Source organism: Methanosaeta sp. UBA356 (assembly GCF_002496465.1).
Taxonomy (GTDB): Archaea; Halobacteriota; Methanosarcinia; order Methanotrichales; family Methanotrichaceae; genus Methanothrix; species Methanothrix soehngenii.
This window is the reverse complement of the sequence record NZ_DAKC01000110.1, coordinates 22,023-44,395: the sequence shown is the minus strand read 5'-3', so window position 1 is coordinate 44,395 and position 22,373 is coordinate 22,023. Positions and strand designations below refer to the sequence as shown.

20 protein-coding genes are annotated in these 22,373 nt (G+C 49.7%); 10 read left to right on the top strand and 10 right to left on the bottom strand.

Features of this window, described 5'->3' with window-relative positions; translation table 11 throughout:
- Positions 1–43 precede the first annotated feature (43 nt).
- The 7 genes from BP727_RS10560 to BP727_RS10530 all read left to right on the top strand — a co-directional run bounded on the left by BP727_RS10560 (position 44) and on the right by BP727_RS10530 (position 8,405).
- Positions 44–784, top strand: a complete 741-nt coding sequence (locus tag BP727_RS10560) for a class I SAM-dependent methyltransferase (RefSeq protein ID WP_013719708.1) — start codon at positions 44–46, stop codon at positions 782–784.
- Positions 785–816: 32 nt separating this feature from the next.
- On the top strand, positions 817–2,085 hold the full coding sequence (locus BP727_RS10555) for an MFS transporter (protein WP_013719709.1): 1,269 nt from the start codon (positions 817–819) through the stop codon (positions 2,083–2,085).
- 269 nt (positions 2,086–2,354) lie between these two features.
- On the top strand, positions 2,355–3,908 hold the full coding sequence (locus BP727_RS10550) for an ABC transporter substrate-binding protein (RefSeq protein WP_286858745.1): 1,554 nt from the start codon (positions 2,355–2,357) through the stop codon (positions 3,906–3,908).
- Positions 3,909–3,958: 50 nt separating this feature from the next.
- Entirely contained in the window at positions 3,959–4,906 is a 948-nt protein-coding gene (locus BP727_RS10545; protein WP_286858743.1) for an ABC transporter permease, read from the top strand.
- Between the two features lie 2 nt (positions 4,907–4,908).
- Positions 4,909–5,763, top strand: a complete 855-nt coding sequence (locus tag BP727_RS10540; protein ID WP_286858742.1) for an ABC transporter permease — start codon at positions 4,909–4,911, stop codon at positions 5,761–5,763.
- Positions 5,764–6,605: 842 nt separating this feature from the next.
- Entirely contained in the window at positions 6,606–8,273 is a 1,668-nt protein-coding gene (locus BP727_RS10535; protein WP_286858741.1) for a hypothetical protein, read from the top strand.
- A complete protein-coding gene (locus BP727_RS10530; protein WP_286858740.1) occupies positions 8,274–8,405 on the top strand; it encodes a hypothetical protein in 132 nt (43 codons plus the stop codon).
- A 160-nt stretch (positions 8,406–8,565) separates the two neighbouring features.
- Here the strand turns inward: BP727_RS10530 and BP727_RS10525 are convergent, their stop codons facing one another.
- The 8 genes from BP727_RS10525 to BP727_RS10490 all read right to left on the bottom strand — a co-directional run bounded on the left by BP727_RS10525 (position 8,566) and on the right by BP727_RS10490 (position 17,008).
- Complete coding sequence (locus tag BP727_RS10525) at positions 8,566–9,843, bottom strand: ABC transporter substrate-binding protein (RefSeq protein WP_286858739.1); 1,278 nt, start codon at positions 9,841–9,843, stop codon at positions 8,566–8,568.
- 169 nt (positions 9,844–10,012) lie between these two features.
- A complete protein-coding gene (locus BP727_RS10520; protein WP_286858737.1) occupies positions 10,013–10,213 on the bottom strand; it encodes a CooT family nickel-binding protein in 201 nt (66 codons plus the stop codon).
- A complete protein-coding gene (locus BP727_RS10515; protein ID WP_286858735.1) occupies positions 10,214–10,999 on the bottom strand; it encodes an AAA family ATPase in 786 nt (261 codons plus the stop codon).
- Entirely contained in the window at positions 10,996–11,709 is a 714-nt protein-coding gene (locus BP727_RS10510) for a DUF4198 domain-containing protein (protein WP_276836263.1), read from the bottom strand. The genes BP727_RS10515 and BP727_RS10510 overlap by 4 nt, the downstream gene beginning before the upstream one ends.
- A gap of 267 nt (positions 11,710–11,976) precedes the next feature.
- A complete protein-coding gene (locus tag BP727_RS10505; RefSeq protein WP_286858731.1) occupies positions 11,977–13,236 on the bottom strand; it encodes an ABC transporter substrate-binding protein in 1,260 nt (419 codons plus the stop codon).
- Between the two features lie 315 nt (positions 13,237–13,551).
- A complete protein-coding gene (locus tag BP727_RS10500) occupies positions 13,552–14,499 on the bottom strand; it encodes a nucleoside recognition protein (protein ID WP_286858729.1) in 948 nt (315 codons plus the stop codon).
- Between the two features lie 133 nt (positions 14,500–14,632).
- Positions 14,633–15,895 carry an ABC transporter substrate-binding protein gene (locus BP727_RS10495; protein ID WP_286858727.1) on the bottom strand — a complete coding sequence of 421 codons (1,263 nt, stop codon included), beginning with the start codon at positions 15,893–15,895 and terminating at the stop codon, positions 14,633–14,635.
- Positions 15,896–15,907: 12 nt separating this feature from the next.
- Complete coding sequence (locus BP727_RS10490; protein WP_273278298.1) at positions 15,908–17,008, bottom strand: ABC transporter substrate-binding protein; 1,101 nt, start codon at positions 17,006–17,008, stop codon at positions 15,908–15,910.
- Positions 17,009–17,298: 290 nt separating this feature from the next.
- On the opposite strand from BP727_RS10490, the gene BP727_RS10485 reads away from it, so the two are divergent.
- A complete protein-coding gene (locus BP727_RS10485) occupies positions 17,299–18,234 on the top strand; it encodes an ABC transporter ATP-binding protein (protein ID WP_273278299.1) in 936 nt (311 codons plus the stop codon).
- Positions 18,225–19,025, top strand: coding sequence for an ATP-binding cassette domain-containing protein (locus BP727_RS10480; protein ID WP_273278300.1), 801 nt, complete (start codon positions 18,225–18,227; stop codon positions 19,023–19,025). The genes BP727_RS10485 and BP727_RS10480 overlap by 10 nt, the downstream gene beginning before the upstream one ends.
- Here BP727_RS10480 and BP727_RS10475 read toward each other — a convergent pair.
- Together BP727_RS10475 and BP727_RS10470 are read right to left on the bottom strand one after the other, a co-directional pair.
- Complete coding sequence (locus BP727_RS10475) at positions 18,985–20,565, bottom strand: hypothetical protein (RefSeq protein WP_286858724.1); 1,581 nt, start codon at positions 20,563–20,565, stop codon at positions 18,985–18,987. The two genes, BP727_RS10480 and BP727_RS10475, sit on opposite strands and share 41 nt — an antisense overlap.
- Position 20,566: 1 nt before the next feature.
- The gene (locus tag BP727_RS10470) at positions 20,567–21,682 is read right to left on the bottom strand and encodes a hypothetical protein (RefSeq protein ID WP_286858723.1); all 1,116 of its coding nucleotides are present in this window, start codon (positions 21,680–21,682) and stop codon (positions 20,567–20,569) included.
- 185 nt (positions 21,683–21,867) lie between these two features.
- Between BP727_RS10470 and BP727_RS10465 the strand changes: the two genes are divergently transcribed.
- On the top strand, positions 21,868–22,230 hold the full coding sequence (locus BP727_RS10465; RefSeq protein WP_013719752.1) for a hypothetical protein: 363 nt from the start codon (positions 21,868–21,870) through the stop codon (positions 22,228–22,230).
- Positions 22,231–22,373 lie beyond the last annotated feature (143 nt).

Sequence of the window (22,373 nt, the reverse complement as noted above, 5' to 3'; positions counted from 1 at the left end):
TGATAGTCTTGCCGCTTTCGATCTACCTTTCCAGGAGCCGGGGATGAAAGAGAGGATAACCAGACACTGGGACGGGAGGGCAAAGGCCTACGATGAGAACGTCAGGCAGGTCATATACTCCTCCAGGGAGAGGCGCATATGGCAGAAGATCTTCAGCGTAGCTATAGGCAGCGCCCCCCTCCGGATTCTTGACGTGGGCACGGGACCGGGAATTGTGTCCAATCTTCTCTCCGAGCTGGGTCATGATGTCACAGGCATTGATGCCTCGGAGGGAATGCTGAAGAAGGCCCAGTCGAACTCGGAAGCTCTGCGCAATCCAATGCATCTAATCCAGGGAGATGGCGAAGTTCTGCCCTTTGATGATAGCTCCTTCGATGCTGTGGTCAACAGGTATGTTCTCTGGACCCTTCCCCAGCCGGAAAAGGCAATTGCTGAATGGCAGAGGGTTCTGCGGCCGGGCGGGAGGCTGGTGATCGTAGATGGCACCTGGTTTGATGAAAGAGATAGGACGGCATGCAGGCAGCTGTGGCGCAGTCTCTCTCTGATCCTGATCATGCTCACCGAGAGGAGGATGCCATGCTACCAGGAGATGGATAAAACGATAAAAAGGGACCTGTGGTCCTGCAATATGAAGCGGCCTGACCATGATATAGAGATGCTCACCAGACTCGGTTTCAGGGATGTTCAGCTTAGAGATAACCTCAACCGAAAGCTGCTATTAACCCTCAACCATCTGAAGCATGGATACGGCGGCAGGCAGTTCCTGGTCACCGGGGTTAAGTGAAGCCTCAGCTTTTTTTGCCAGAATAAGCTATCATGTCATTTGATCTTCTTCTGATGAATTTGCTCCTGGCAGGCAATGGCTATGCCTCCAAGCTAAGGCGCTTCAGCCCCAATGCGAGAAAGTATCTGCTCTTCGTCTTCCTGACCACTCTAAATGCGGGGATATATGGGGTCATATTCAATCTCTACATCCTGCGACTGGGCTTCGGAGAGGATTTTCTGGGGCTGATCCTATCTATCTCCGCCACCTCCATGGGACTCTTTTCCATACCTGCAGCCTTTGTCTGTGATCGCCTGGGCAGAAAGAGGACGTTGCTTCTCTCTTCAGTTCTCAGCGCTATATCGCTCTTCTTTCTCTATAATACCACAACACCGGAGCTATTGGTGCTATTCAGCCTGGCATCCGGGATGGCATCCGCCCTGGGCCTGGTGACCGGATCGACCTTCCTCCTGGAAAACTCGACCAAAGAAGAGAGGATGTATCTCTTCTCCATGTCCTCGCTCATCTACACCTTTTCCCTCCTATCAGGAAACATGTTGGGCGGATTTCTGCCCGATATCCTGGCAGATCTCATCTCTGCCCAGTCTGGCAGCGCCATATCCTATCGGCTAACTCTCTATGTGTCATTGGTTGCCACTGTGGCATCGCTGCTGCCCCTGGCATATGTCGCGGAGAAGAATTCGGAAGAGAATAATGACATCAGAGGCCAGCTTCACATCTATCGATCCATATTCAAGTCCAAGGTCATCAGACAAATGACCCTATTTTATTGCCTTTATGGGATAGGATGGGGCACATCCCTTCCCTATTTCAATGTATACTTTGATACGGTTCTCGGTGCCAGTGCCAACCAGATCGGCATCATCTTCTCCGTCTCGCAGGTCTTCATGATTCTCGGATATTTTCTAGTCCCCGTTCTCACCGAAAGGACGGGGAAGGTCCGGCTGGTCGCCATTGTGCAGATCTTATCGATACCATTTTTGCTGATGTTTGTCCTCACCAATAACCTGCTCATTGCCGTGGTTGGATTTGTGATGAGATATATGATCATGAATATGGCAAATCCCATCCTGAATAGCTTCAAGCTGGAGATCGTTCAGCCTGAGGAGAGGTCGATGATAAACAGCATAATGTGGATGGCCTGCTACACCTTTGTAGGAATTGGAAACTATGTCGGCGGCCTTATGATGGCTAAAGGCGATAGCCGCATGCCTTTTATGGTCACTGGCTTGTTCTATGCGGCAACAGCTGTATTTTATTATATATGCTTTAATAAGCTGGAAGAAATTATAAAGACATGACGCATCCCATCGCAAAAGAGTTGGACATAAATATTACTTATATTAGAATTGATCTTATTTAATGCTATAATACCGAAATCCTTATTTAATATATACACCCATCCAGAAAGCTTAATCACATGAATGCTGTGAGGTGGCCAGAAAAGCGGCTCATTGATCAGCATATTCGATATTCACATGAGTGGCTTACAGAGGTATTGCAGCACTAAAAAAAGAGCACCAATTGAAGAATATGGTTGGAATTAGAAATGATGAATTATGGGCATTCTATGAGCAGAGGGCCTCAATTCTCGAAGAGAATAATCCAGAGGGCAGCAATCGTTGAAGTTGCCCTATTCCTGGTCAGCCTCTTCGTGGGCATCTCTGCAGCAGATGATGAAACGCTGAAGGTGGCATCGCCCTGGGAGCCAAAATCGCTTGATCCCATTGTATATCAATTGAGCGTGGACGTTTCTGAGCCGCTTCTGAGTGTGGACTCAGAGGGAAAACTATCGCCAATGCTTGCCCAGTCATGGGATGTATCCGAGGACGGCAGAACATGGACATTTCACTTAAGAGAAGGAGTCAGCTTCCATGATGGAACGCCTTTTAATGCAGAAGCTGCGAAGCTGAGCTTGGAGAGGACCTTCAGAAGATCGGCAGAATATTCTTCCATCAAGGCATTTCCAGTGGAGTCAGTCACAGCGCCTGATGAGTACACCCTGGTGATAACCACCAGCAGGCCATTTGCTCCCCTGGCAGGATACCTGAGCAAGGATGCAACTGAGATACTGGCGGCATCATCTTTCGACAGCAATGATGAGGTCGTAGAGCCCATAGGCACCGGCCCCTTCAAGTTCGACTCCTGGGTGCCAAAGGAGAGCATGACAGGTGTTCGATTTGAAGACTATTGGGGCTCCAAAGCAAAGGTGGAGAAGGTGGTATTTTCAAACGTCCCTGAAGAGAAGACCAGGGAGAGCATGCTGAGAGCAGGCGAGGTGGACATAATTGGCACTATCTCTCCTGCTCTGGCCAAGAAGCTGGCCGAGGACTCCAGCTTCAAAGTCTACGAGCAAGAGGAGATGGGCAGAGTACGCCATCTACTGCTGAATGTAGCTAATCCGCCCCTGGATGATGTTCTGGTGCGTCAAGCGATAAGCATGGCAATAGACCGCGATCTGATCTGCGATTCCCTCCTGGAGGGCATGGATCAGACGGCATCAGCTCCTTTCTCATCCAATCTCTACTGGTCAAACGATAACCTCGAAACCCCATCATATGACCCAGAGGAGGCAATTGCACTCCTGGAAGAGGCCGGCTGGTCGGACAGCGATAACGATGGCATCATGGATAAGGATGGGGAGGATCTCAAATTATCTCTGTTCACCTATCCGAGCAGGCCGGAGCTTCCAAGCATTGCAGAGGCGTTGAAAGATCAGCTGGGCCAGGTGGGAATCGATATAGAGATCACCATTCTCGATGACTCTGCAGTGAGAGAACAGGCCAAAGGAGGGAAGGTGGATATCTATCTGGTCTCCGTCAATACTCTCCTCAATAGAGACCCGGACACATGGGCCAGCTATTTTACTACGGAATCGTATTACTACGACTGCATGAACTATTCCCCTGATGATGTGGCCGACCTCATCGAAAAAGGAAGGGAGACCATGGACCAGGAGGCGAGGAAGGAGATCTACGACCAGCTTCAAGAGAGGATACTGAAGGATGTTCCTGTGGTATATCTGACCTACTACACGGGCATTTCCGCCTCAAGCTCCGATATACAGGACTATGAGCTGAGCCTGATCGGCAGGCATCACCTGGAGAATGCCTACAAAGCCTGAATGAAAAGAAGGAGAGCGAGAGGAACAAGAGCGAGGGACGGGAGCAGGACATGTACGGGCTCATCCTGAGGCGGATTGCCGCTGCCATTCTGACCATATCTGTTCTCACCGTATTTGTCTTCGCCCTCCTCTATCTATTCCCTGGAGATCCTGCGGAGCGAATACTGCAGACCAGGATGAACGGTGAGCTTCCCACTTCCCGTGATACAGTGGAGGTCCTGAAAAAGGAGATGGGGCTGGATGCACCTCCATATCAGCTGTACCTGAACTGGGCCCGCGGGGTGTTGCATGGCGATCTGGGCTACTCTTACGTCACCAGAAGGCCGGTCATAACCATTCTCAGTGAGTCCCTCCGGGCGACCGGCGAGCTGGTGATGATCTCCATGCTGATAGTCATGTTCTTTGGGCTTGCTCTGGGCTTTCTAGCCGCCTGGAAGGAGGATTCGTGGATCGATGATATGCTCAGCTATCTTGCCATTCTGGGCATCTCCGTGCCCGGATATGTCACAGCCTTCGTCTTAATCCTCATATTTGCCATAGGCCTGCATCTGCTTCCCGTGGCGGGACGAAGCGGGCTCGATTCCATGCTCATGCCTGCAGCATCGCTCTCCTTTGGCGGAGTAGCGATGCTGATGCGCATGACCCGATACGATATCCTGGAAGAGTCAAGGCAAGACTACGTCCTGGCAGCGAAAGCGAAAGGCCTGGGCGAAGCACGGGTGTTTTTCGGGCATATATTCAGGAATTCCCTCCCCCCGTTGGTCACTTACCTCGGGCTGGAGTTGGGAGGCCTATTCGGCGGGGCGGTGATTGTGGAGAACATTTTTGCCTGGCCGGGAATCGGCCGGCTCCTGGTGGACTCGGTCCAGTCAGGAGACGTCCCATTGGTTCAGGCCAGCGTCCTCTTAATCGGGGTGATATTCATCCTCATAAATATCATCGTCGATCTGCTCTATACCTATATCGACCCCAGAATAGATCCGGAGGGCGTTTTATAGGCATGGCCCAGCGAGATCTCCTGAAAGAGGGTATCCCTGGAAACAAGAAGATACTCATAGGCTCTGCGATCATTGGGACGGTACTGATCATAGCTCTTTTTGCACCACTGATCGCCCCTCATGATCCCGAAGCGATAGATCTGAGAAACAGGATCGCTCCCTGGACGCTTGAGCATCCTCTCGGAACCGATTACATGGGCCGATGTCTCTTGAGCATGCTAGTGTATGGGCTGAGGCTCTCTCTCTTCATCGCTGCTGTGGTCCTCTTGATAAGAGTGGCATTGGGCACTGCTCTGGGGATGATGGCCGGATACTTCGGAGGCACTGCCGACCGGCTGATCTGCAGGATCATCGACTTCGAGCTCGTCTTCCCGGACATCGTCCTCGCCCTGGTGCTGGTCGGAACCCTGGGGCCGGGAGTGCCAAACCTGATATTGGCGTTGTCCATAGTTGGCTGGTCGAAGTACGCCAGAGTCATACGCAGCACTGTGATCTCAGTCAAGGAGAAGGGATTCGTCGAGAGCGCCCGAGCACTGGGTGCAAGCGAGAGCTACATCATGGGAAGACATATACTGCCCAACACCATCGCTCCCCTGATACCGATGATCACCTTAGGGCTTGGTGGCCTTCTTCTCAGCGTGAGCGGATTGAGCTTCATCGGTCTGGGGGTGGAGGCGGGAACCCCCGAGCTGGGGATGATGATCAAGAACGGATTTGGCGTCTTCCCAGGCCACCCCCATCTGGTTCTTGTACCCTCTGCATTGATAATCGTCTGCGTGACCGGTTTTACTCTGATCGGTGATGGCCTGCGTGATCAGCTGGACCCAAGAAAAGGCAATCCATTCAATCTATCCTAGCAGCGAATTGCGGCCAAGGAATGCATAAAATAGGAATGCTGTCAGGGCATAGAGTGCGCCGGTTATCAGGAACGGCATCTGGTTATGCCCCCCGGCCATCATAATTACTCCGGCATATGTCCCTGCCCCCACAAACAGGTAGCATGCCGTCCAGGTAAGGCTGTTGATTATCGGCCTCTCCTCAGGCGGGACGATCTCTCCAAGATGATCGCATCAAGAGATCAAGTCCTCGATCGAAGCGAACTGGCCAATGTCGATGTGGTAAAGGACAATCAGGTGTGCACTCCGTGCATTCCAATATCTTTAAATATTTAGAATATAATTGTGTTTCGTATTGATGATCAGGAGGTATGCTACTGAAATGGAATGTATTAATGGTATGCATACTACTTTCTTGTATGCATGTCGTAATGTCTGTTCAAGGTAATGAGAATCAAGGTGCAGAAACAGAACTCGAACTACAAGAGAGTCAGTCTAACACTGAGGTTGTTCCTTTGCCAAATAATAGCGTCGCTTTGAATCAGTCAACATCGACACCGATTGGTTTGGAAAGGACTGCAAGGAATAACAGTAGTCTTATTGAAAATGATACAAAATGTGAGCAAAGGACAAACTGCAGTGATCGAGAAAAAGGAGCCCTTGATGATGAAGTTAGTTGGCACATAATATCCTGTGCCACTATATATTCAGGTACATGCCAATATTCCAATAACTGTTATGTTGATGGGCATTGTCCCAATTGTTTTAGCTATTCAAGCTCGCATGTATGCTGTTTGTATGGACATTGGGATAGCTCAGGTTTGCATTGTTATGCTTAGTTACCTGCTAGGAGGAAATCAGTTATGAACGTAAAATTGCTGGCATTAGCAATATTCTTAATCACATTAGGGGAAGTATATGGACAGGCGGATGAGCTTGAACACGCAGTTATGGGGGATGTGGATCTGCGATCAGGCTACGGGCGGGTTTGGACTAGCATTTACGGCGTTGAACTGGTATCTCTGCCTTCATATAGTGATACTTTACAGCAGTTGATAGACAATGCTGTAGATGGTGATACCATCGAATTACAGCCAGGCTGGTATATATCTGACCAGAATTCTTCGGGATTTCTTGTAGAGATTGATAAGAACCTGACCCTGAAAGGACAAGGGATGGTAATCATAGACGGTCGAAGATTGCGCAGTGCATTGGCCATAGGTAAAAGCAATCCACAAGTAAAAGTAAAACTATCTAATATCAAATTGATAAACTGCAAAGGTGAGACTGGCGCGGCTATACTCAACCATGGCAAAATGCTGATCTTGGATGATTGCCTATTAGGTAACAATATAGCATACAATGGTTCAAGTATTTACAATAAATACGGTGAAGTGTGGATAAATGACAGCTTAGTAACGAATAACTTCGCTATGCATGATGGTACAGTGGTTAACGAGGGAGGAAAATTGATCGTGGAAAACAGCACATTTTCCCAAAATATAGCATCTATGGGAAGTGGCATCTCCAGTAAGGGAGCCGTGCTGCGAAAAGATAGCTATGACCTGCAGAAGATCCGTGAAGAATACAGGAATGATTTCGGGAGTGGCATGCAGGTGATCGTGAGAAATTGCACCATTTCATACAACCGTGGAGATACAGGAGGTGCCATCAGTAATGAAGGCGGCAGTCTTATAATAGATTCGACATCCTTCGAATCCAATAGAGGATCTGGGGGCGCGATTTACGCCTTTAATTGCCCATTAATAGCCACGGGCTGCAAAATTCTGAACAGTAAGATGGCGGATAACTGTTTTAACGCCGGTATTGGAGCCAGCGTTTTCATCTTCGGACAAAATGCGCTTATTGAGAATTGTTCCCTTCTCGATAACGAAGCCATGGTTGAGAATTTGCATGAAACATGTGGGACTGGCGGCGGTATTTATGCTTCAGAATCGAATGTGACTGTGGATAACTGTGATATACGACGCAACAAGGCATTTTACGGAGGAGGCATAAATGTATTTAAAGGCAATTTAATCGTAAATGGCGGAATAATCTCAGATAACGTAGCTAAAAGTATTAAATTGCCTGAAAGAATAACATTAACTTCTGTAAGCTTATCTAAATGCACCGAAACGGACTGTGAACGAGTTGATCTAACCGACAGCATTCCTGATACTATTGGCGGAGATGGCGGCGGCATTTTTATCATCGGTAACGCCACATTGAACGATGTTACAATTGAAAGGAATTACGCTGCCAGAAAAGGAGGTGCGATCTACATAGATGAAGGAAGCCAAATAAGGCTGGATGGCAAAGTAACCATCATCGATAACCAGGCAAAAGAAAAGGGTGGAGCAATTTATAACCGAGGCACGCTCGACCTGAGAAACGCTATAATCTCAAATAACTGTGCAAAAGAAGGTGGTGGTATTTTCATAGAACCGCTTGGTAATCAGTTGGGTAATACGGGCCTGGCAACTAATAATACTCCAGATAACATCTATTCGCCCGCAGAAGTTGAATAAATGAATAATGTATCTCAGCCAATAGGCTGGGATGCAAACCATTTTTCCTTGCAGAAACCAAAGAAGAAGTCACCGCTTGAGCCATGCATTGTGCTGGCTAGGGGAAGGATCAGCATCGATGAGGAGCTATAGAGACGGATGAGATGCAGATAAAATAGCATAGTAGAGACGCAGCGGAGTGAACCCTTGATAGTAGACAGGTAGTTAAGCAACGGCATTTAAAGCAATCACTAATTCGAACTGATCCGGAGATCTATACTGAACGTAGCCGCCTGGATATCTGAGAATGGTTCTAAACCTGTTCCTCCAGAAAAGGGTATAAAAATACCCCTTTAGGCTCTGTCTCTGTGCTATAAAAGGCCAGGTACTCTCTCAGTAGCTCATCCGGTTTTATCTCTTCGAACTCCTCCGGATGAAGCAGCTTTCCCAGGTACGCTGCACCTATTGGATTCAATCCTCCACCTCCCACCAGAAAGTTGTCGATATAATACACGTTGCCATTCTTGATGGCATCCAGCTCGGAGAACTCCGTCTGATTCGATATGGCCTGGACGGATTCTGCTGCGCCGGATACGTCCTCGGTCTCAAAGCCTGCATTGCTATTTGGATTCAAATAAGATGTGAATATATACTCTGGATTCTGCTCCATCACCCATTCAGGCTCCACATCGACGCTGGTCTTCCCGTAAAAGGGACTATCTTCCTTCACTATTTTGTCTATCAGGTTTCTTGCCCCGGCCAGCTTGAGCGATTGATCATATCTGCTGCCTCCTGCAGTGTATTTTGTGCCCAACTCATGGGAGTTGAAGAGGACCTCAGGCTTATCCTCTTCAGGGATCTGATCGGATATCCTCTTTATCCTATTGTAAGTCTCTTGATGCCAGGCGGCAAAATCTCTTGCCTTCTCTTCTTCATCAAAGATATATCCATAGATCAGGACAGTTGCAGATGTATGCTCCGGCTCGCGCGCATTAAGACAGATCAATGGAATTCCAGGAAGATTCCTGTGGAACTCCTCTTTCATCTTTCTGCCTGCATCATTTGCATAGTTCAAAAATTCCAGATTCGTCTGAACGGCATCTGGCGAAAGGGAGAGAACATGCTCAAAGTCAACATCGGGCGGAGTATTCCCTACCGAATGCCATTGGCTTATCTCTCCCCAAAATACTGGATAATTGGAATAATCAGGTCCAACCACAGGCAGCATCCTATCCTCCGCGCCGATGAGACGCAATAGCTGGGGACCAATATAGCCCAGTGCAGCCACGTGGTTTATGGGCTTATTGACCGTCTCCGCATCTCCGAATATATCGATGAAGGTGAGGTTGCTCTCTGTGCCATTGATTATCCTCTCGATCTGAGCGATATCCTCTTCATCGACCTCCTGATCATAATTAGCATCTGCAAGCTCTGTTGTCTCTGCCGATCCCTTCATTATATCCTTCACATATGCAATGTCCTCTTCATCGATGATGTCATCCAGATTGGCATTGCCAAAGACATCCAGCCGCACATCAAGGGCATCCGCCGGGGACACGGCGAAGAATAAGATACACAATGAGATCATCATACATCCTTTATCAATCATAATAAACACTCCAACCGATTGCAATCAAATAATATTTATGGCTATATTTGCAATACTTAGCAATCCATAAGCAATCCAGGTAAAATGAGTGAGGCGTACAAGCTCATCTCGATCGCCATTGCCATCACCCCATGCCGGATATTAATCATTTCTAATTCATCCTCTTCAGTATCATCTCCTGAGAAAGGGTATTCACCTCCTCGATAGTGGCATTCTCCACCGGTGTAATGCTGCCGAAAGCATCCATTAAAAGCACTTTTCCTTCCTTTCTCCTGGCGACGAGAATGCCTTTCGCCATCATCTGACGATCTTTTGGGTTATCGCCCAACAGATATACCGTGAATTCACACATTTATGCCTCCGAAAGCATGAACTGCTCTACTCTGATGATATCCTTCAGGGAGCAGGAATGCGGGGCATAATCGAGGAGCAATGCGCCTTTCTTGTCCGCTTCCACCACCTCCCGGTCATAGCCCACAGACAATATCTGCTGAGCATTTCCGTCCAGCTCTCTTTTTGCCATCTGAAGGTCCTCATCGACCTCCACCTTGTTCACCACCACTATCTGCCTCTTGACCCCCAGATCTCCAGCCAGCTTCAGGCCGTGCTTTGCCACCTCCAGGGACTTGGGGGTGGGCTCAGTGATGACGAAGGAGAGGTCGAACTCCGAGGCCAGTCCTCGGCCGAAGATCTCTACCCCGGCCTGAGAGTCCACGAAGATGAAGTCGTGATCTTCCGGACCGGATGCCAGGTAGTTCACCAGCAGCCGGACCAGAGATATGGGTGCGCACAGACAGCCTGCGCCGCCGAAGGGTATCGTCCCCATCACAATCAGCTTCACACCATCTGCTGCCGGGATAATGAACTCATCGAGGTCCTCCTCTGTGCACTCCAATCCGTGCTCACCATGCTCCTGCTCCTCTGCCTGCGGCCCGAGCCTTTCCCAAAGATGGCTGCTATCCTTTGCCAGAGAGACGACATCGCTGAGAGGAATGCCCAGGGACATGGCCAGATTCATGCTCGGATCGCAGTCTATGACCAGCACCCTGTAGCCATCCCGAGCCAGCAGCCTGGCCAGATTGGAAAGGATGGTGGTCTTGCCCACACCACCCTTTCCTGAGAAAATTATCCGTTTCATCGGGACTCCAGAACCAGCGTATTGACAAATACGGTTTCGTCGAACTCCTCGTTCACTCTCTTCGTCCCGTCCGCATGCCTGACTAAAAACATGCATTCGCCGTCCACGTCGATGGGAATCCTTGCCACACCATTCTCGTCCGTTCTGGCGGATCCAATCTCCCGTCCTTCTTTCTTGGAGACGGCTTTGATATCTGCAGACGCTAGAGGCTTCTCTTCGTACAGGACGGAGAGCTCGATCTCCTGCCCAGCGCGGCAGAAGGGCTCTTTTGGCACTATCTCCAGTATTCCGTGCAATGGGCGGCCAATGTAGTCGCTGCCGTTTCCCACAGAGATTATGGTCTTGGCCATCTGGTTGTAAGCTCCAGCATAGATCACATCCTTGAACTGGAATTTTGGACCCTGGTTGTAGCCATCCTTGGTCTGCGACCAGACGGTCGTGCCCATGTCGACGAAAGCGATGTAATGGCCGGCATTCTCTGCCTTGAACTTCATTGAATGGCGATCATCGCCCGCAGATAGAACTGCCTCTCCCCGGATTCCATCGGGAAGAAAGACAAATGGCAAAAACCTGCTGATATCAGCCACGCCATCCTGGCGCATATTGTGGCCGTAGACAAGGGACAGCTCAACATCATCATTCTCGATCTTCGATCTCTCCAGCCAGATCTCATGGCCCTGAATCATCAATGACAAATTTCTCTCTTGCATATGCTCCATTCCTCATACTGATGTGATTGATTGGGTTTATAGGGTTTGTTTATTAATAAGTTTTCCTTTATCAATAGTATTTAGTAATAATATATTAAATTGAAAAGTAAAAATGATGTTACCCCCCCCGAGCTTTGGATTGGTCCTCCAATCAGAGAACATGGAAGGCGGAAGATCAGATCCGCAGATGCAAAGCCTCAGAGTTCAGGGAGGACTCAATTATTGCATTTTCCGCTCATTAAATCAGGAAGAGCCTTCTTGTAGCATCTAACTCATCGGAGGATAAACGAATGCCCCATGCTCCTTTAGATCGTAGTCCACATTCTGGAACCGATCGATATATTCCTGATGCACCTGTTCCGGATCGAGGTCCCCGAATAGGTCGGGATAAAGCCACTTGGCAAAGTACAGGACGCCAATATGATCTCCTGCTCCCAGGGTGTTTATGAAATAGGTCACATAGATTCTGCCATTCTTTCCTGCATTGGTCTCGCCGAATCCAGCTGTTCCCATGATCTCATCATAGCGCTCCTTCAGAACGGATTCATCATCGACCTCATAGCCACCATTCCAGGACAGTCCAATGATCGCATCCGGATTCTGTTCCAGCACCCATTCGGTCTCCACTGGGGGCAGGGTGTTCTTTGAGGAGATGCCAGCATCCACCCGGAGGCTATCGGCCAGGTCCGCAGCAATGTTTATTCCCCCGGCAAGCTCTATCGCCTCAGAGTAGCCGCTTCCCCGGACGACTGTGGTATTACCCGGCCGGTCAACGAAGACCTTCACCCTCTCACCCTCTGGAATAGTAGCTACCCTCTCAGCAACCATATCCAGATATCCATCCTTCCATTCCTGATACTCCAATGCTCTATCCACCTCATCCAGCATATAAGCGAGGGTGAAAAGAGATGGCGTCCCTTTGCTCCAGGTCTCCAGATAGACCACATCTATGTCCGACCCCATGAGTTTCTCCTCAAGATAAGGGCAGCCGGTCTTTGTGCCGATGATTATTGCATCCGGATGGAGCTTCAGGATTGCCTCCACATCGCAATCGTTTCTGTTGCCGATGGAAGCGGTCTGGATGAACTGGGGGAAGTAGGTGGGATACTTTCCAATGGCACCGGAGCTTCCCTCTGAATCCACCCCGACCACCCGCTCTTCTGCACCCAGGATGCGAATGATCTCTGCCGTATTGTCGTATACCAGAACGATCCTCTCTAAGGGATGCTTGACCCGGCTGGAATTGCCAAAGGCATCGATATAATAGATCTCGGATTCAGTCCCCTGGATGATCTGCTCAATCTGATCAATGTCATTTTCATCGACCTTGCCATCATTATTGGCATCAGAGAGGTCAGTCTTTTCATTCTCGCCATCCAGGATGCCCTGCAGATAGCTTATATCCTCTTCATCGATCAGATCATCGCCATTCGCATTGCCGAAGATATCCAGGGTGAACTCTTGGGCGGTTGCGGAGAGGATCAGCAATAATCCTAATGAGATCAATGCATAGATTGCTTTATTCACAGTCCCGTCACCTCAATTGCCAAGTCTGAACTGAAATTGACCCATCTGCTTATAAGTATGTCGATAAAAGTATGATTTATTAAGATTAATATATATCAAGATTTTACTTAGAGCAATAAGCAAAGGCCCTTTTGAGCTTCTGAGAAAGATTTGCCGAGTGCCATCACCCCCCTGATAGAATCCCTGGAGAGGGCGGGATGATCATTGCAGCCATCAGCTCAGCCATTCATAAAAGCGGCCCTGTAGAGCAAGGATGCCGATCTCTCAACAGAATCGCGAAGACCGAACGTGAGGAATTTCCCAGAGAATGCTTCTTTATCCAGCCAGTACCATCAACACGATCAAGACCATCAGCCTGACCAGCACGCTGATCCCCGTGGATATCACCACCAATGACAACCCCAACCTCATTCCGAAGACTGAGGTATAATTGGGCATGAGCGAGCGGATGGAGTAGAAGGGAAGCATGAACATGCTGCCCAGCATCAGGACTATCAGGGCCTTTATCTCGCTTATGCTGCCGTTGCTGATCATCGGCCCCAAAAGGGTGATGCCCGCCTTGGGGCTGGCCACATAGATGGTCAGAGGAACTATGGTCTCAGGCGGCACTCTGAAGATCTGGGCGATGGGAAGGGCATTGATCGACTGGAGGATTCCCTTCTCGCTCAGGTATAAAACGAGAAAGGTCATTATGAAAAACAGGGATGATATACGCAAAAACAGCCGTCCCTGTCCATTCAGGGATCTCAAAACAGCCTGGAAGATGGTCGTTTTATTTTCGGGAATATCCGCATCTTTCGAAGCATCAGAGCCTTCAGGGAGATAGGCCCTCCCCAGGATCACCACTATAAAGAGCTTGATGATCCCGGTGGATAGAGCAACAATGGCATAAATCCCTCCTGCAAACAGCCCCAGCACCGGGACAACAAAGGCCAGATGATATGTGAACAGCTCTCGAAAGTAGACGGGAACGCTGTTCATGATGGCACAGAAAAATGCCTGACACTCAGTCAGACTGCCCTCATCTTTCATCCGGGCGATCATTGTGTTCGCGGCCAGGGCCGACCCCAGGCTCACCACAAATGTGGATGCAGAGACAGCAGGAAGATGGGAGAACGATATCAAAGGTTTTGCCAGATAAGAGATCTTGTAGAATAAGCCCAGCTCATTCATCAGGCCAGTTAGGAATAGCATTATGAATACTATTGACATGGTGCTGGCGGTGGCGACCAGTGATTCAGCTAATAGATGGAGCATTTCCATTCTCTAATAATAATCGAATATCCTTTAAAGCTGTCGAGCATTAAGCTCCCGGATTGAAGTTGAAAAAGGCGGCATGGGGGCGATTCCCAGGAGAATGCATCCATCTCTCTCGGGATATCATTCGCCCATGGGGCTATGGATATACAAAGATCCCCTGATATTCTAGCCCCTGGAACCTCTCCAGATATTCTTTGTGTATGGCCTCTGGATCCAAATCCAGGAACTTCTCCGGATAAAACCACTTGGCCAGATATGAAAGGCCCACAAACCACCTTGGCCGGCTGGTGATCTCTGTGGTCATGAGATGCACCCGCTCGTCCTTTGCTGCATCCACCCGTGATAGCTCCGGAGCCTGGACGATCTTTGTCCATAGCTCTCTCATGGCAGTGTCATTGGCCAGGCTGTAGCCTCCAGGAGAGCTCCAGGTGAAGATTATCTGGGGATTCTCTCCTACCACCCATTCCGGGTCCACAGTGGGATACATCCCGCCCGTTCCTCCGGTCAGATCATGGGCGATATTCTCGCCCCCGGCAAGGCCGCAGAGCATATCCACGATGGAGCCGTTGGATCCCGTCTTCCACAGATCGGCCGAAGTATAGTATATGGGATAGACCCGGGGCCTTTCACTCTCAGCGATTGATGATACCCGTTCCTCGATGAGGTCTGAGTATTTTCCCGCGAAACTGTTCAGCTCTCGGGCATCATCTTTCCGGTCCAGGATATAGCCCAGGGCCATGATCTCCGACGAAGAGTAGTCGGGATAGGTAAAGCCCATGCGAACCACTGTAATGCCTGTGCCTTCTAATTTGTCTTCCAGTTTCTCTGGATCTGGTGTCCTCAAATCAGCAATCACGACATCGGGATTGAGGCTGATGATGGCCTCGATATCCGGCTCGCTCCATTTTCCCACCGTGGGAAGGTCGATCATCTCTGGGAAGAAATCCCGGTTCGATCCCTCCACCAGGGATGAGCCGACGCCTACGACCATATCCTGTGCATTTATGCCTCGGACCGACTCTGCACAGGCCAGGTTGAGGACCGCAATACTCTCCACCGGCATGGGAATGGTGATATTCATCAATTCTTCGTATATGGTGTAGGCCTTGAGGGTGAGCTGCTCTCCAGTCTCATCAATCAGCCTCTCTACCTGCTCGATATCCTTCCCATCCACAATACCATCGAGATTGGCATCAGATAGCTCCGTTGCTGGGCTCCTGCCAGCCATCACGTCCTCCAGATAAGCGATATCAGACTCATTGATGGCATCATCCATATTGGCGTTGCCAAATATATTCAGGGTATAGCTGAAAGCCAGCGAAGAAGAGCATATTGCGCATGAGCTGGCACATAACGCTATCAGCAGCATTACAAACTCAGATGATCTTTTCATTTTCATCAACTTCGATTCCTAATCAACAGCCGGAAAGACGAACATTCTATCGCTCTGCTCCTCCAGTCTCATGAAATCAAGATACTCCCCATAGGCCTCTTCTGGCTCGAGAGCGATCCCGGGATGGAGGATCTCTGCCAGGCGCTGCAGGCCGGCAACATTATCCAGGCCGAATAGGGTTTGGGCGGATACGACATAGACACGATCGTTCTTCACCGCCGATATATTCTGGGCTCCGGGACGGCTTAATATATCGTTTCTCATCTCCTCCAGAGCTTTGACATCGCCAGAAGATGTCAGGCTCCATCCCGGCAGGCCATCGGAAGATTTGAGGTAGTCAGTCTTGATAATGACCTCGGGATCCTGAGAGACAACCCACTCCCATTCCACCTTGGGATAGGCTTCATCCTCCTCCATCACATTTGTTCCTCCCGCCTTTTCCAGGAGCATTCCTGAGGCCGAACTCCCTCCAAATGTGGTGATATCGCCAAGCCCCCTTGAGCTCCCCTCGATAAAGACTCTTGGACGGTCCAGGTTCTTTGCCCCCTGCTCAACCTCTGCCACATGCCGGTCATGCCAGTCGATTAGCTCTTCTGCTCGATCCTCCCGGCCAAGTATCGAGCCTAAAAGCCTCAACTCCCTGCTGAGGTTCTCCTCTTTGTAGAAGTCCAGCCCCAGGGCGACAATTCCGCTAAATGGCTCCAGGTTCTTGGAAACTGCCTCAACTCCATTCGGCTTTCCAGGATAGACAAATCCTAAGACGATGATGCCTGTGCCATTTCTCTTGCTGCCGATCTCTCCGATCTTCTCAAAGTCTATATCGCTCCATGTGCCAATCGATGGCCTTTCCTTCAGTCCCTGAAATGCATAATCCTCTTTTATTCCCTCCGCCAATCCAACAATCAGGTCCGAGGCTCCTAGAGCAGATACGGCTTCCGCTGCATCGGTATTCAGAACTATGATCCCCTGCACGGGCTCGGGGAGGGTCACCACCCTTCCCGCAGAATCTGTTATTGTCAAAGGAAATTCGGTCTCCTCTGAGCTGGCATTGATGACGCTGACCGCCAGCAAAAAAACGATCGACAATGCCAACGCTATTAGATGCTTATTTCTCTTCAATTTGAACACCTTCCAGTTCTTTTTCTGGATAGATATTATCTTTAAATGCTACTATTTCAAACATGATATTAAATATTGTTATCTTCTAATATGCATATAATACTTTCGGCCCTTTTATGGTACGAGTATTAAACATCAAAGAGCAAGGTATATTCATCTATACGCCATACAGAGCGAATAGAATTGCCGTGGCGATGCAAAATCACCAAATTTAATATTTTGTTAATAACGAGTGACAAATGTTAATTGTGTAGCAATCTTTATTATGATGAAATCATCTTAGTCTATCAATGGCTATGCTCGACATAATTGATCTTAAGGCCCATTTCTCCTCACCAGACGGCCTGGTCAAAGCGGTGAATTCAGTGGACCTGCAAATAAAATACAACGAGAGATTGGGGCTGATCGGCGAGACCGGCTGCGGCAAGACTGTGCTTGGCATGTCCATCATTCGCCTGCTGCCTTCCTCGGCCGGGGTGGAAGGCCAGATAATCTACAATGGACATGACCTCCTCCGTCTGACAGAGGAGGAGATGAGGCAGTTGCGAGGTAGGGAGATCGCCATGATCCTGCAGAATCCCACCACCTCCCTCAATCCCGTCTTAAAGGTGAGGGACCAGATCGCTGAGGTGATCAGTCTGCATAAGGGCCTGGGCAAAAAGGAGGCAAAAGCCAGAGCGGTGCAGATGCTGGAAGCGGCCATGATTCCCGAGGCGGAGAGGAGGGCAGATCAGTATCCTCATGAGCTCTCCGGAGGGATGAAGGAGAGGGTGATGATCGCTATGGGTCTGGCCAGCCATCCCTCTTTTGTTATCGCCGATGAGCCCACCAAAGGGCTTGATGCCCGCACCAAAGCGGAGATCGTCAACCTGATAAGGGACATGACCTCCGGGCGATCGATGCTCATGATAACCCATGATCTTGCTGCTGCTGGTGAGATATGCGACCGGATTGCAGTCATGTATGCAGGTGAGATTTTGGAGGAGGCTGCGGCAGAGACCATATTGAACGATCCCCAGCACCCTTATACCCAGGGATTCATACGCTCGCTGCCAAGCCGGGGATTGCATCCCATATCCGGATCCAGCCCGTCCCTCATAGATCCTCCTTCTGGCTGCAGGTTCCATCCCCGATGCCCCTATGCGATGGAGGTCTGCAAGAGCGAGCATCCCCAGATGGTGCGGCTGGAGAACGGGCATTTATCGAGGTGTTTCTTATGCGGCTGATAGAGGTTCGAGATCTGAGAAAGCATTATTCCTCTGGATTGATAAACAAGCAATGCTCTAGAGCGGTAGATGGCGTTTCATTTCATATCGATCAGGGCGAGACCCTTGGCCTGGTGGGAGAGAGCGGCTGCGGCAAGACCACCGTAGGACGGCTGCTGCTGCGGCTCATCGAGCCCACATCCGGCAGCATAATCTTTGATGGTAGGGATATAACCAGGCTGAATAGAAAAGAGATGAGAAAGCTTCGCCCCAGGATGCAGATGATCTTTCAGGATCCCGAGTCATCTCTCAATCCCAGGATGCGCATCGGAGAGAGCATAGCTGAGCCCTTCCGGCTAAAGCTGCAGGGAAATATGACCAAAATTGAGATCAGAGATCGGGTTTTAGAGCTTGTAGATGTCGTGGGCCTGAATCCAGAGCATATCAACCGCTTTCCTCATCAGCTCAGCGGCGGGCAGAACCAGAGAGTAGTCCTGGCCAGAATCCTGGCGATAAATCCGGAGTTCATCGTCGCAGATGAGCCAACCGCCTCGCTGGATGTCTCTGTTCAGGCCCAGATATTGAGGCTTATGATGGATCTGAAAAGAAAGTTCGGCCTGACAATGCTCTTCATTTCCCATGATACGGAGGTGGTAAGACATATGAGCGATCGCATTGCCGTTATGAATGAGGGAAGGATAACGGATATTGTGCAGCAGACGAGATACAGCAGGGCATCAGATGCCACAGGAGAGAGAATTTGTGACCAGCTCAAAGGTATCGACCCAGAGCCACTGAGAGCAACAATATGATCAGTATCAATAAAATCGATAACCTATGCCCCAGGCCGGATCCGCTCTCAACCACTCGATGATCAATGCTCCCTGGAATTAGCCGTTCATCATCCCGGTTCTCGCGATCAGGCGATGGATAATCTGCCTGGCCATCTCCCAGATCGCTCACTTTGGACATTCCACTTCCGCCGGTATCATTCCGGGAAGGATCGGACGGGCTGCTCACCTCCTCTTCCTGCACTGTAACCCGGAGGGCAGAAGTTCTGGTGCTATAATCATTCCCCCGAACATCCCGATATCTCACCATGGAGGAGGGAATGCTGATTCCATCCGGATCCATCACCCGCAGCCGAATCTTCCGGGCGGCCTTCTCGCCTGGGGAGAGCATGAAGGATTCATTCAGCTCTCCCGAGATCAGCTCTGCTCCCTGGGGAACCATCTCCGCCATCGTCAGCACCGCTTTTCTGTTGCCTCGATTCTCCAGCTCCAAAGATATCATCACCTCTTCGCCTGCCTTTACCCTCTTGGGGCTGATGCTTCTCTTGGCATCGATCAAGGGTCCGGTAACATCTACCACCGGCCTGTTGGAGCGGATGGTGTAAATCCTCTTCCCCATGCGGAACGAGGCTACGGCATCAGGAAGAGAGATGCCCATGGCTGGCTCTATGGGCTTGATACAATAGCTGACCGTCTTCGTCTGACCCGGCTCAAGGACGATCTTCCACTGGAGGGTGTCATTGCTGTGAAATTCCTTTCCTGTGGAGTCGGACAGATCCACGGAAAATGTCCTGTTTCCATAGTTGCTGAGGGAATCGATCACATAGTAGCTTTCAGATAACTCCTGGGTCTCTTCAACCCTCTTATAGAGCCGGAGAGGGCCGGATATATGCGCTTTGCCGCCGCCCCATGACTGGTGGGAATTTCCATCCGGATCGGTGTATTGAGCGCGGACTCTGACCTGCAGATCTCCCGCTTCGAGCAGATATGGAGCCACCAGATCGATCCTGATGGGATCGGTTTGGGCCGTCTTTTTCTGTTCATCCCAGGCCGATCCCGCTTGGAGGCTTGATATGTTGAACCTCCTGCTGAATATAGGCGGACTGGAATCCACGGTTATCTTCAGGTCTTCTGCATCAACAGCGCCTCGATTCTCCACGGACAGCAGGATTTTGATGTCCTCCCCGCCCCGGTAGATATCTTTATCGAAGCTCAAAATCAGAGATATCTCCGGGGCGCTGGGAAGCTGCATTCTCACAATGGCATAAGGCTCATCCTTGTCCGCTCCCTCTACGATCTTCAGGGCGCTGATCCTCAAGGAATCGTTTATGACGAACCACTCGCCAGCATGAAGAGCCCGGCGGGCAATGGGGCGTTCATCCTCCTGCAGCTCCACCAAGACCATGAGCTTCTCCTCCAGGGAGAAGTCGGCCAGGGTCAGGGTGTAGTCCTCCAATGTCAATTGCTCTTTCCAGTGAAGCTCGCCGGAGACCCCCTGGCCCCAGACTGTTGCCTGAGCGGTGGAGACTGCCAAGATCAGGATCAAAAAGGCTCTGATCATCTCAATGCCTTAAGAGAAGATAGATCGTCAGCATGATCAATGCCGCATAGATGTACAGTCGATTTCCGTCCTCCAATGAGCCTCCGATCATGGAGTTGGCATTCTTTGCTGGGGAGCTTTTTCCCCTCGAGCTATCCTGCAGAGAGTTATCTGTGCTGGCACTCGATTCACTCCCATACCGGCTTGAAGCATCATCTTTCATCTCAATAGCATCGCCCTTTGCTCCCTTCTTCTCATCATCGACCTCTGCAGATGCACGATCGGTCTTTGAAGCATTCTCGCTGCCATCATCCGGCTTGTCAACGGGATCCTCTTTATCGATCTGCTCATCCTTTGTGCTCGCTTTTTCATCGCTATCCTCAGAGGAGCGATACTCTGCTCCAGAGGAGGCATTCTTAGCCTCAAAGGATACCCCTTTGGGGGCATAGAATATGACCACCTCATCGCGCTTTACCATTAGCTTTTTCGTCTTTTCATACTCTATTCTGGTATCATCATCCTGCCATCTGACCGATAGATTGTGAATGCCCTCTTTGAGCTTTATCTTCCCCAGCTCAGCACTGCTCTCCTTTCCCACCTTTTTGCTCTTCTCGAAGCTGCCGTCTGCATAGAGAAATGCCTCCAGCTCCCGGGAGTTCTCATTGACCAGATTAACTGTTATTTCAAACTCCTCAGGCTCCTCATTGAGGGTGGTGTAAAGGTTTACCGATGTCTCGGCCGTGATATCCTTTGTCTCCTCCACCTCAAAGGAACTCTTCACGTCCTCATCCCACCAGCTTATCTTGAAAGTATGACTCCCCTTCTCCAGAGGGTAGCTGTCTATCTTTTGATCCGCTCCTGAGGAGATCGACTTGCGGTCTATCAATTCCGAATCTATAAACAGGGAGACATCAAGCTTCTCATTGTCATTGTTCGTGATATAGACGTGTACTGGGATTCCTTCTTTTGCCGATGTATTCCCTTCCGTCAAGTTCGATGGTGCAGCATCAGTTGAGAGATTCGTCTCCTCCCCGCTGGCAAGGCATATCTGGGTGGGAATGATGATTGAAAGCAGAATGCTAGCCCCGAAAAGGGCGGTGAGAATAAAAGCAAATGTTGTATCTCTTCTCCCAGGCAATGGACTACACCTCATGTATATCAAATGCGCCATGATGCTTTAAATATCATTTGGTAAGCAAAAAATTAAGATTCATGTTAATATTAGTCTATTGAATAGATTTTAAATCGGATATTTTATTCCTCATAACGAAAGTATTATCTACGAGAGGTTGAGATAAAGCCATCGAGAGGATGAGATAATTGATGGATACTGCCATCATGCTTTTGGTAGTGGAGGGAGTGCCCTTCCTGGCCCTGGTCTATTATCTGATTCACAAGAAGCAGATGTTCATGCTGGAGAGGGGGATCGAGAAGAAGGAGGACAGATATGTGAGAGCTGAGCGCAGAATAATCAATGGACTCTTCTTAACCCTGGCCGGATTCTCCATGATCCTGGCACCTCAGTTGGCATCCATTGCGGGAATAGAGGCACAGCTATCATTTGACCTTCTGCTGGTAAGCATGATACTGCTCTGCGCCGGATTGGCCATGCTGATTGGCGGAGAGCTGCTCAAGTACAGGACCGCCCCGCTTGATGGCTCTGATGGACCGGCAGAGCTGAAATGAGAGAAGAGAACCAAATCCGCGATCATCGATAAGGGCGCAACAATACTGGAAGATCCATAGAAAATACCCCAGAAGAGGACACCCTGGCCGCAAGATGTCCTCACTCTTCCTAAACCCATTGCGGCCAGGCATCCATAATGGCA